The organism is Sphingobium sp. FW305-3-2-15-F-TSA7 (assembly GCF_058787155.1).
Window position 1 is genome coordinate 21,649 of sequence record NZ_JBYSZM010000040.1, and the last position, 11,492, is coordinate 33,140.

The following is an 11,492-nucleotide window of genomic DNA, read 5'->3' on the forward strand; positions in this document are numbered from 1 at the left end:
CCTTATATCTGCGGGTTTTCAGCCATGCGTTCCAACTACCTCTTCACGTCCGAGTCGGTTTCCGAAGGCCATCCCGACAAGGTTTCCGACCAGATCTCCGACGCGATCGTCGATCTGTTCCTGTCCAAGGATCCCGAAGCGCGCGTGGCGTGCGAAACGCTGACCACCACGCAAAAGGTCGTGCTGGCCGGCGAGATCCGCGGCAAGGGCATCATGGACGAGGACGGCAACTGGGCGCCCGGCGTTCCCGAGGAGATCGAACAGACCGTCCGCGAGACCGTGAAGCGCATCGGCTATGCGCAGGACGGCTTTCACTGGCAGACGCTCGATTTCTCGAACAACCTGCATCCGCAGTCGGCGCATATCGCGCAGGGCGTCGACGCATCGGGCAACAAGGACGAGGGCGCCGGCGACCAGGGCATCATGTTCGGCTTCGCCTGCGACGAGACGCCCGACCTGATGCCGGCGACGCTTTATTACAGCCACAAGATCCTCGAGCGCATGGCCGCCGACCGCCATTCAGGCGCAGCGCCCTTCCTCGAGCCCGACGCCAAGAGCCAGGTCACGCTGCGCTTCGAGAATGGCGTGCCCGCCGCCGCGACCGCGATCGTCGTCTCCACCCAGCATGCCAAGGGCTATGACGAAGGCGCCAACGAAGCCGAGCTTCACGCCTATGTGAAAAGCGTGGTGGCGGACATCCTGCCCGCCAGGCTGCTGTCCGACGCGACCGAATATCACATCAACCCGACCGGCAGCTTCGAGATCGGCGGACCCGACGGCGATGCCGGCCTGACCGGCCGCAAGATCATCGTCGACACCTATGGCGGCGCCGCCCCCCATGGCGGCGGCGCCTTTTCGGGCAAGGACCCGACCAAGGTCGACCGCTCTGCCGCCTATATCACGCGCTATCTGGCGAAGAACATCGTCGCGGCCGGCCTCGCCACGCGCTGCACCATCCAGCTCGCTTATGCGATCGGCGTCTCCAAGCCGCTGTCGCTCTATGTCGACACGCACGGCACCGGCACGGTGGGCGACGACAGGATCGAGCAGGCGATCATGGCGATCGAGGATCTGGGCGGCCTGACGCCGCGCGCCATCCGCACGCATCTCGCCCTCAACAAGCCGATCTACGAGAAGACCGCAGCCTATGGCCATTTCGGCCGCACGCCCGATGGGGATTTCTTCCCCTGGGAACGTACCGACCTGGTCGAGAAGCTGAAAGCGGCGGTCTGACAGGCATCTGCGCCATGCTAAACTCCCCACCGACTCGTTCGGTGGGGGAATGGCATGCGACTTTCTTCGATTTTCATCCTTGTCGCGGCGTCTGCCGCGGCCACGCCGGCATCGGCGGCCTATCCGACTGACGGCTGGACGCTGCCGATGAAGGCGGCGACGCTGACTCCCGCCCAGAAAGACGCGATCATGCGCGCCGCGGGCTTCGCGAAGGCCGGACGGCAATGGAAGGGCTGCGACGGCATGTCCGATGCGTCGATCGCGGACGACGGCATTGCCGGCGCCGCGATCCGCGATCTCAATGGCGATGGCCGCCCCGAAGTGGTCGTGATGGACGAGGGTAGCGCCTGTTACGGCAATACCGGCTTCCATTTCACCATCGTCACGCCGACGCCGGCCGGCTGGAAACGCTGGCATGACGCGGTCGGGATTCCGACTTTCCTGGCGAGCAAAGGCGCTGGCGGCTGGGCCGATATCGAAGTCGGCGGCCCCGGCTTCTGTTTTCCGGTGCAGCGCTGGAACGGCAGGCAATATGCCGTCGTCCGCAATCAATATGAGGGCAAACCCTGCCGGCGATGATGCCATCAAGTACGGCATGCCGTTGCTGACTCGGCGGCGCTCGGTTAGGGGCCACGCCATGAACGATCCAGCCAGCATCCGCCGCCTCTATGGCCGGGCCAAGGGCCACAAATTGCGTCAGGGCCAGGCGCAGCTCGTCGAGGAATTGCTGCCCGCGCTAAGCGTGCCCGAGACCGGCGACGTCACCGCCACGGGGCTGTTCGGTGACGATCGCCCGCTGCATTTCGAGATCGGCTTCGGATCGGGCGAACATCTCGCCTATCGCGCCGACCTGCTGCCCGATCACGGCTTTATCGGCTGCGAGCCCTTCCTCAACGGCGTGGTCGGCGCGCTGATGCATATCCGCGAGGGGCATCTGCCCAATGTCCGCCTGCATATGGGCGACGCGCTCGACGTGCTGGAGCGGGTACCCGACGGATCGCTGCGCTTCGTCTATCTGCTCCATCCCGACCCCTGGCCCAAGGCGCGCCATGCCAAGCGCCGGATGATGAACCACGGCCCGCTCGACCTGATCGCCGCCAAGCTGCAGCCCGGCGGCGAGTTCCGGCTGGGCACCGACGACCCGACCTATTGCCGCTGGTCGATGATGGTGATGAACCAGCGCCGCGATTTCGAATGGCTGGCGAAAGAACCGAAGGACTTTCTGGTCCGCCCCGGCGGCTGGCCCGAGACGCGCTACGAAGCCAAGGCGCGCCGCAAGGGGCATGAAGTCTGGTATTTCCGCTACAAGCGGGTCTGACTCGAACGCGGTCAGGGCTTTAATCGGGTCGAGCCCCAGAAGCCGTTCGGTAGCGCGGTCAGATCCTGCAGTCCCGCACGACGGATCGCCAGGTCCGCCTCGCGCTGCGCCGTCATGAGCGCCTGTTGTTCGTTGACGCTCAGCACCTTGCGGTCGCGCATCAGGATGCGGCCGTCGACGAGCACCGTCGAGACATCAGCGCCATTGGCGAAATAGACCATGCGATGGACCGGCATGTTCATCGGCACGAGGTGCGGCTTGAACCAGTCGACCAGGATGATGTCGGCTTTCTTGCCGGGTTCGAGCGAACCGATCTCCTTTTCCATGCCCAGCGCCCGCGCCGCATCGACGGTCGCCATTTCCAGCACCTTGCCGGCGGGCAGCACCGTCGAGTCGCGGAAATGGAAGCGATGATAGCGTGTCGCCTGGAACATGTGACGGAACATGTCGTAGCTGCGATCCGGCGCGACGCCGTCCGACCCGAGCATGACGATGGCACCCGCGTCGATCAGCTCGGTGGTGGGATTGCGTCCGTACATCGAGAAGATCGCGCTGGGATTGTGCGAGATGCGCGTTCCACTCGACGCGATCAGCTTGATTTCCTCATCCGTAAGGCTGGTCGCGTGCGAGAATATCGCATCGGGCCCAAGCAGCCCGAGCACGTCGTTGGCGAATTTGACGGTACCGCGCGTGTGACCGTCCTGCAGGAAGAAGACATGATATCGCTTCGACAGGTCGCGCGCGACGCGCGCCTCATTTTTCACGGCATCGAGTGCCGCCCCTTCGAGCTTGGCGTCCGGGCTGATCGTCGGAAACGCCACCGCCATCCTCACGCGACCGTCAGCCGCACCGTCCCATTTGCGGATCAGCGTCTCGGCAACCTCGATCTGCCGATCGAAGGAGAGCTGAAGATCCTTGTGCGCCTCTCCGTCCCATTCGGTGAACGCGCTGGGATATGGGCCGCGGCGCGGGCCGACGCCGAGGAACCAGCGAACCCCGATGGTCTTGATCGCCCCAAGATAGGCGTCGCCATATTTGGGGTCGTCGACCCGGTACACGTCGGAGCCTCCGCCAAAGACGTTCACCGACGTGGTCACGCCGGACTTCAGCCGCTCCAGCGCGGCGAGCTGCGCATCGGCTCTCCAGAAATCGGGGGTCGAGCCATGGGCGTACATGCGCTCGACGGCATTGTCCCACTGGTCGCTGTCGGCACCCAATGACTTGAACATCGCATGGCCGGCATGGCCATGGCCATCGATCAGCCCCGGCATCACCACTTTGCGGCGCGCATCGATGATCGAGCGCGCACGGAAGCGAATCCGCAACTCGGCCGTCGTTCCGACCGCGACGATCCGGTTTCCGACGATCGCCACCGCGCCGTCCTCGATCACCCGCCGGGCGGGGTCCATGGTGATCACCGTCCCGTCGGTGATGAGGATGTCGGCAGCATGCCGATCCGAAGCGACGGCGCGATCATGCCCAAGGGCCGAGCCAAGGGCCATGAACATCAACGCCGCCCTCGCCAGGGCAATCCCGCCGACCGAACGCCGCCGCGGCTCCGATCGCGATCCCGGCCGGCGATTCACCGGGCGTCTCCCGATCGACCCGACCCCACCCATGATCGAACGCATCGACGGTGCCTCCCAGTCATTCAGTCGACCAGTGTCGTCCGCGCAACCGTGGCACGCCGGATCTCCCGGTCGGTGAACGGCGCGCGGTGCCAGCGTTTCTGCGAATAGGCGCGCGTATAGTCGCGGTACCAGGGCGATGCGGGATCGGTGGATTGCGACGGCACCTCCAGCGTGTAGGGAACAACGCCCTTGTCGTCGAAGCCGACCACCTGGATATAGCTGTTGCCGTGCACGTTCGCGACCGGCCCCTGTTCGGTGATCTGCGTGCAGACGATGGTGAAATAGCCCTGCGCACCGCAGCCGCCGGCGAGCGGAATCTTCGTACCATCGGCATCGGTCAGATATTGATAGGCCGATCGCGGCGCATCGAGTGCGATGCCGCTGGCCTGGACCACGCGCACCGCGGCGGCGAACGCCTGCTCCACCACGGGCGTGTCGGCGCGCAGTCCGCGCGGCGTGTCGATCGGACGCGCGGGGTCGAAGGGGGTGCTGTAGCGCGCCTCCGCCGGAACGTCCTTCAGCTCGTCCCAGAACCGGTCCCAGATATGCGCGCCGACCGAGTCGATATTGCCGCGCCGATCCCAGGCGGCGAGCACTGCACAGGCCTTTCTCACGTCGATATCGGCGCCGGTCGCGGCCAGCTTGATCGTGGTTTTGCGGCAGGGGCCGGCCAGCAGGTCGTCGAGGAACAGCTCGGCGGTCATCACGCGGCTGTTGAGCGTGATCGCCCTCAGGCTTTCGCTGGTCACGCCCTTGCCGGGCAGACCGTCGGTGCCGGCCAGCCGCTGCTGCGCGAGGCGATGCCCCAGCCGGGTGCGCATCGACTGTTCATTGTCGACCGCGCCGATGATCGCGGGATAGCCGGTCAGCGGCACGCCGGGATTGGCGAGCCAATAGCTGTCGTTCATGTTCGCCACATAGTCGCGCCGCTCGATCGACGGCAGCTTCGACACGCCCAGCGTGCCGGGTTGCGGCGTGTCCGCATCATTGTCCCACTCGCATTCGGAGCGCGAACCGTCGAGCGTCGCCTTGGCGACGCTGCAAGCGGCGCGCTTGGCGTCGCTGACATTGGGGATCGCGCCGATATCGGCATACCAGGCGCGATTGTCGTTGCGGCCGACCGCGACGGTATTGACCCAGGGGATCGCCACCTCTTCGCGCTGGATACGAATGAATTCGTCGAGGCTCCCGGCACGATCGAGGCGCAGCCAATTGCGATAGAGCCTCATATTGTCGGCATTGACGTCGCGGATGGTCAGCGCCTCGGTCCCGGTCCAGCCCGTCGCCAGCATCGATCCGTAGTGCGACCGGTAAAGCGTGCGGGTGACGGCGCGGATGCTGCCGTCATCGTCCTTGACCTGCACGGTGACCGGGCGCGCCGTCATCCGCCGAACCTTGCCGTCATAGAGATAGGCCGTCGGATCACCCTCGACGAGCTTGAGCTTGTAGAGCGTGAAGCGGGCCGCGGTGGACACGGTATGGCTCCATGCAACATCGCGGTTGAAGCCGACCTGGATCACGGGAACGCCGACGATCGACACACCCTGGACGTCGATCTTCCCGGGGATCTTGAGATGCACCTGCTGGAACCGGTCGACGCTCTTCCAATACCAATGCGGATTGCCGAGCAGCAGCCCGTGTTTCGTGCCCGTCGCCTCGCTGCCGAAGCCGTACATGTTGCTGCCGAAATCGGGATCGCGATCGGCCGGCAAGGTCCAGGCGATCTGCTGTGCTCCGGGTCGCGTCACAGCGGCAGCGCCCTTGGCGGGCGGCTGGGCGCTGCCGATCGCCTCGATGAAATTGACCGAGCTGGCGGTGAGCGAGAGCACGTAGAGCCGGCGATAGATATCCTCGGCGGTCGCCGCGTTCAGCCATTCGGCACCGCGGCAATCGGCATGGCGACCGGCATGGCCGCCACCGCGCAACTCGCCGACATAGCGGCTGTAACCCGCCGCATAGCCCGTAATCAGCGCGTCGAGATCGGCCGGCTGCGCCGCCCGGAAGCGTGCGATCTGCGCGTCGTCGGCGACGTGACGAAAGAAGAAATCCGATTCGAGATTGACCGGCGTGCCCAATGTGCTGCCCCGGCCGCGGCGGGCCGTGGCGCCGAAATAGCGCGATCTTTCGCCGCGAAAGGTGACGAAGGCGTCCGCAAGAATGCACAGATTGTCCTCGGCGGCGACATAGCCATAGCCATAGCCCAGGCCGCGCCAGTCGGAGGCGGTGATATGGGGTATGCCATAGGTCGTGCGCACGATCGAAACGCCCGCCGGCCGCGCCGATACCGCCTGTGCGGGCAGGCAGGCCATAAAGGCGATCAGGACAGCAGCGAAGGTTCGGCGGATCGCCGATGGGATTTGGCGGTGCATTGCGTGGATAGATCAGACGCTCTTGCGAATGTAAATCCGGGCCCTTCCGAGGGGGTGGCGCTTTTGGAGATTCATGCCGATGGACTATGCGGGCATCGTCACGGACTTCATCCCGCACTCCAGCCGCAGAGCCTTTATGACCATATCCCCAGCCATTGGTGCCTCCCGGCTTGCCCGCCACGGGCCGACCATATTCCGCACCTGTCTTGCAATCGCCTTCGCGACGGTTCCGGGCATGGCGTTCGCGCAGACGCAACCCACCGCGCAAACGCTGGCGAACGAGCGCGCTTTCGACATCGCCAGCTTCGACGCCAGGGTCGAAGTGATGATGCGCGAATGGAACCAACCCGGCCTCGCCATCGCGATCGTCCGCGACGGGCGCATCATCCATGAGCGCGGCTTTGGCGTGCGCAAGGCAGGGGACGACAAGCCGGTCGATGCGCGGACGCTGTTCGGCATCGCATCGCTTACCAAGAGCTTTGCCTCCGCGACCGTGGCGAAGCTGGTCGATGAGGGAAAGCTCGCCTGGGATGCGCCGGTCACCCGCTATCTGCCCTGGTTCCGTATGCCGCGCGACCGCGACACCGACGAAGTGACGCTGCGCGACCTGCTCAGCATGCGCAGCGGCATCGGCAGTTCCGAATACAGCTTCCGCCGCGCCAGCCTCGACCGCGCCGATCATGTCCGGCGGATCCGCTTCCTGCCCCAGATCCATCCGCTGCGCTCGGAATTCCTCTACACGACCGACAGCTACACCGCGCTCGGCCAGGTGGTGTCGACGGTCACCGGCAAGGTCTGGGAAGACTATGCCGCCGACAGTTTCTGGAAGCCGCTCGGCATGACGCGCACCAATGCCGACAGCCTGCGCGCACGCGCGGACGCCAACGCCGCCTCCCCCCATCTCCGCGGAGCCGATCGCTGGCGCCCGATCGAATGGCGCTATGAGGACGAGACCGCGACGCCCGCGGGAGGGGTCAATTCGAGTGCCCACGACATGGCGCTCTGGCTGCAATTCCAGCTCGCCGACGGCCGTAGCGGCGCAAGGGCGCTGCTCTCACCCGCAACACTGCATGAGACCCATGTGCCGCAGACGCCTGTGCGCGGCGCGCGGGCGGCGGACGAGTGGGTGACCGTCGCCGGCGACGGCGAAGACCGGATCCGCTTTCGCAGCTACGCCATGGGCTGGTACGCGCACGATTATCGCGGACACACGGTGATCTCGCATTCGGGCGGCATTGACGGCTTTCGCAGCCGGATGGCGTTCCTCCCCGACGACGGCATCGCCGTGATCGCGCTCGCCAATTCGGAAGAGACGATGATGCCGCTGGCCGTCGCGCAAATCGCGATCGACGAGGCGCTTGGTGTCGGTGACCGCGACTGGAGCCGCCGTTTCCGGGCGCAGGCGCTCAAGCAGCGTGCCGAGAGCGACGCGGCGCAGCAGGCCATTGTCCAGGCGCGTGTCGCCGGCACCAGCCCGTCGATGCCGCTCACTGCCTATACGGGCAGCTTCGCCGACAATGGCGCGTTCGGCACGGCCAGGGTGACCGTCGAGAGCGGCCATCTCGTCATCGCCGCAGGCCGCGACCGCTATGACCTGGAGCATTGGAACTACGACGTGTTCAAGGCACGACCGCGCTGGCCCTATGAAATGGAGTCGCGGAATTTCTTCGTCGAATTCCGACGCGATCCCAAGGGGCACATGGACCGGTTCGATTTCTCGACGGGCTATGCGTTCAAGCGCGTCACCGACGCGCCTTGAGTCGCTTGAGAAAGCCGCCAGAAAGCGCTCAACGCAATGCCCTGAGCGCCGCCGATCCTTCCACACAGTCGCGCGCATCGACCACCGACGCGCGCGCGGGCACGGCATAGGGCGGCACGCTGACCGGCATGCCGATCCGGCGCGGGCGGAATGCGTCGGGCGCATAGCCGGCGCAGCGCGTGAACAGGTCGAGCATCCTGGGCGGCGTGTCATACGCCTCGTAGGACAGGCGGAAGGTTCCCCAATGGATGGGCAGGCCGAAGGACGCACCGAGCCCGGAGAACACCTCCACCGCCTCGCGCGGGCCGATATGGCTGCCGGTCTTCATCTGGCCGGGCTCGAAGCGGAAAGCGCCGATGGGCAGGATCGCCAGCCGCACCGGGCCCAGCCGTGCGGCCTCGGCGGGCCATTTCATGTCGCCAGGCCCGGTGTCTCCCGCGAAGAAGATATTACCGCCGGGCAGGGTGACGGTGAAGCTGGACCAGAGCGCGCGATTGCGGTCGGTGCCCCAGCGGCTGCCCCAATGATGGTTGCGCGTCACGACAACGTCGATGCCGGGCTTCACGGTCAACCGTCCGCCCCAGTCGAGCGCGGTCGCTTCGGCGCCGGTGCTGCGGATCAGCGTGTCGTTGCCCAGGCTCGTCACGATCTTCGGCCGGTCGCGCTCCCAGAGCCATTTCAACGTCGGCAGATCCATATGATCGTAATGATTGTGGCTGACGACAACGAGATCGATCTTCGGCAGATCCTCGAAGCGGATGCCGGGCGGCGCGATCCGCTTCGGCCCAACCAGGTTGAGCGGGCCCGCCACGTCGCTCCAGACCGGATCAGTCAGGATATTGAGCCCGGCGGTCTGGATCAGCATGGTGGCATGGCCGACCCAGGTCGCGACCATCGTCTCGCCTTCGACCCTTGCGGCGGGTTTCGCCTGCCCGACCGCGATCCCGTCGGGCCAGGCGGGGCGGTCGTCACGCCCCAGCACCCAACGGAACAGGAAACCTCCACGGCTGCCGCCCGTCGGCGGCCGCACCGTATCCTCGCCATCCGGATTGAAGAAGCGCGCGCCATCATAATGATCGCTGACCGGCCCATGATAATAGACGCGGTCGAGGAAAGGCGGCACGATCGTGACCGCCAGGCACAGCGCGATCGTCGTAAACAGGATGATGGTTGCGAGCGCCTTGAGCAGCCTGATCGTCGCGCTTCGCATGTTTTCTCCGGATACCGTGCCGGTCGACGCATAGCCGAGTCGCGTGTGCCCGCAAGCCGCTTCAAAATGTTGACAGGCAACCTTTTGGTTGCTTAATCAAGGTGATGACTGATATTTTCCGGGCGCTGGCGGATGAAAGCCGGCGTGAGCTGCTCGATCGACTCGTCACTCGTAACGGCCAGACGCTGACCGCTCTCTGCACCGATCTCGCAATGTCGCGCCAGGCTGTTTCGAAGCATCTCGCCATATTGGAAGCGGCAAACCTGGTCGCCGTCCGCCGCCGCGGCCGCGAGAAGCTTCATTATCTCAACCCCGTTCCGCTCGCACAGATCGTGCGTCGCTGGATCGGCAAGTTCGAGGATGTCCGCTTGCAGACATTGCTCGACGTCGCGGATCATCGCAAGGCGAAGCGGAAACGGGCCGCTCAACCGGGCGCCGGCAGCCCGGGCAGCCCATAAGCCGCGCCTCGTCTCAGCGCATCGATCCGCCGAGCGCCAGCATCACGCCGAGAACGACCAGCACGAGCCCGGCAACCTCGCTGCCACGCAGCCTTTCACGCAGATAGAAATGCGCGAAGCCGAGCGTGAAGACCATCTCGACCTGTCCGACGATCCGCACAAGCGCGACCGGCGCGGTGGCGAAGCCGGTGAACCAGCAGGCCGATCCCAGCGCCGAGAGCAGGCCGACCTGACCGGAGACCCGCCAGCTCGAAAACACCGCGCGGACTTGGTCGCGCTCACGCCAGAACAGCCAGCCGCCCAGCATCACCGTCTGGAGCGCGACCGTCACGGCCAGCACGATCAATGCGGCGCGGATCGGGTCGCCAGTGGCCACCTCCGCGGTCGAGCGGCGCACCGCGACCGCTGTAAGTGCAAAGAACAGGCCGGAGGCGATGCCATAGCGCGCCGCGGGCTGGCCGAGCGCACGCAGCAATTCGCCGGCGCCCATGCGCTTGCCCCCCGTCGACAGGATCATCACCCCGATCACCCCGGCAACGATTCCCGCCCAGGTCAGGATGTTCAGCCGCTCGCCGAGCAGCAGCAGCGACAGCAGCGCGCCCTGCACCGCCTCGGTCTTCGAATAAGCGGTGCCGACAACGAAATTGCGCTGGTCGAATGCTATCAGCAGCAAATTGGTCGCGACGATCTGCGCAAATCCGGCCGTTGCGCAGAGTGGCAGGGCCATGCCCCCGATCGCGGGCATGGGCGCGGGCGCGATCGCGAATTGATAGGTCGCCCACAATGCCACGACAAAGGGCAGTCCGTAGAGATAGCGCACCAGCCCAGCGGCGTTCACCGACAATGACTGACTCACCCGCCGCTGCACCGCCGTCCGCCATGCCTGGAGCAGCCCGGCGATCAGCGTCGCGGGCAGCCAGATCGGGGAGGTGATCATGGAACGATCCGGTATGACCACGGCATCGCTATTCCCCTCCACCACGCGACTACGTCGCGCGGTCCCCCTCCCCATCTGACGATGGGGAGGAGAAGCGCCTCTCCTCCCTGCGCGCAGCGTGGGGAGGGGGGCCGCGACGCGAAGCGGCGTGGTGGAGGGGAATAGCGATGCGTCATTCTGCGCCACATTCGGCAAGGATCATCCGAACGACCGCATCCATATCATCGCGGACAAGGGCGGCGGGCACCCGCACGGTCCGTACGCCCTGCTCCGCGACCCAGGCGTCGCACGCTACGTCTCGCGCAGGATTATCCCCCATGTCGTGCGCGATACCATCGATCTCGATCGCCAGTTGTGCAGACGCGCAATAGAAATCGAGGGTGAAGGTGCCGATTGGATGCTGGCGCCGGAACTTGAAGCCGAGTGGCCGGGTTCGCAGATATGTCCAGAGCTTAGCTTCGGGCGGGGTCAGTGCGCGGCGCAGCCGGCGAGCATTTTCGACGCTCTTGCGTGGTGCTGGCATCCTATTTCCCCTCCACCACGCCGCTTCGCGCCGCGGTCCCCCTCCCCGCGCTAC

Annotated in this window: 10 protein-coding genes; 5 read left to right on the forward strand and 5 right to left on the reverse strand. The window is 65.7% G+C overall.

Annotated elements, in window-relative coordinates:
* The first annotated feature begins 24 nt into the window (after nt 1-24).
* The 3 genes from metK to trmB are packed head-to-tail and all read left to right on the forward strand — an operon-like array spanning nt 25 to nt 2,551.
* The gene (gene metK / locus AC3WN8_RS25295) at nt 25-1,233 is read left to right on the forward strand and encodes a methionine adenosyltransferase (RefSeq protein ID WP_492672277.1); all 1,209 of its coding nucleotides are present in this window, start codon (nt 25-27) and stop codon (nt 1,231-1,233) included.
* A gap of 54 nt (nt 1,234-1,287) precedes the next feature.
* Nucleotides 1,288-1,812: a hypothetical protein gene (locus AC3WN8_RS25300; RefSeq protein WP_492672278.1), complete on the forward strand. Its 525-nt coding sequence runs from the start codon at nt 1,288-1,290 to the stop codon at nt 1,810-1,812.
* 58 nt (nt 1,813-1,870) lie between these two features.
* The gene (gene trmB / locus AC3WN8_RS25305; RefSeq protein WP_492672279.1) at nt 1,871-2,551 is read left to right on the forward strand and encodes a tRNA (guanine(46)-N(7))-methyltransferase TrmB; all 681 of its coding nucleotides are present in this window, start codon (nt 1,871-1,873) and stop codon (nt 2,549-2,551) included.
* Nucleotides 2,552-2,562: 11 nt separating this feature from the next.
* Here the strand turns inward: trmB and AC3WN8_RS25310 are convergent, their stop codons facing one another.
* Nucleotides 2,563-4,059, reverse strand: coding sequence for an amidohydrolase family protein (locus tag AC3WN8_RS25310; protein ID WP_492672280.1), 1,497 nt, complete (start codon nt 4,057-4,059; stop codon nt 2,563-2,565).
* Between the two features lie 143 nt (nt 4,060-4,202).
* Complete coding sequence (locus AC3WN8_RS25315; protein WP_492672281.1) at nt 4,203-6,551, reverse strand: penicillin acylase family protein; 2,349 nt, start codon at nt 6,549-6,551, stop codon at nt 4,203-4,205.
* Between the two features lie 136 nt (nt 6,552-6,687).
* Between AC3WN8_RS25315 and AC3WN8_RS25320 the strand changes: the two genes are divergently transcribed.
* On the forward strand, nt 6,688-8,310 hold the full coding sequence (locus tag AC3WN8_RS25320; RefSeq protein WP_492672282.1) for a serine hydrolase: 1,623 nt from the start codon (nt 6,688-6,690) through the stop codon (nt 8,308-8,310).
* A gap of 28 nt (nt 8,311-8,338) precedes the next feature.
* Here the strand turns inward: AC3WN8_RS25320 and AC3WN8_RS25325 are convergent, their stop codons facing one another.
* The gene (locus AC3WN8_RS25325; protein WP_492672283.1) at nt 8,339-9,520 is read right to left on the reverse strand and encodes an MBL fold metallo-hydrolase; all 1,182 of its coding nucleotides are present in this window, start codon (nt 9,518-9,520) and stop codon (nt 8,339-8,341) included.
* A 104-nt stretch (nt 9,521-9,624) separates the two neighbouring features.
* Here AC3WN8_RS25325 and AC3WN8_RS25330 point away from each other — a divergent pair, with 104 nt between their 5' ends.
* Nucleotides 9,625-9,978 carry an ArsR/SmtB family transcription factor gene (locus AC3WN8_RS25330; RefSeq protein ID WP_492672284.1) on the forward strand — a complete coding sequence of 118 codons (354 nt, stop codon included), beginning with the start codon at nt 9,625-9,627 and terminating at the stop codon, nt 9,976-9,978.
* A gap of 13 nt (nt 9,979-9,991) precedes the next feature.
* Here the strand turns inward: AC3WN8_RS25330 and AC3WN8_RS25335 are convergent, their stop codons facing one another.
* On the reverse strand, nt 9,992-10,915 hold the full coding sequence (locus AC3WN8_RS25335; RefSeq protein ID WP_492672285.1) for an EamA family transporter: 924 nt from the start codon (nt 10,913-10,915) through the stop codon (nt 9,992-9,994).
* Nucleotides 10,916-11,087: 172 nt separating this feature from the next.
* A complete protein-coding gene (locus AC3WN8_RS25340; RefSeq protein WP_492672286.1) occupies nt 11,088-11,438 on the reverse strand; it encodes an endonuclease domain-containing protein in 351 nt (116 codons plus the stop codon).
* Between the last annotated feature and the right edge of the window lie 54 nt (nt 11,439-11,492).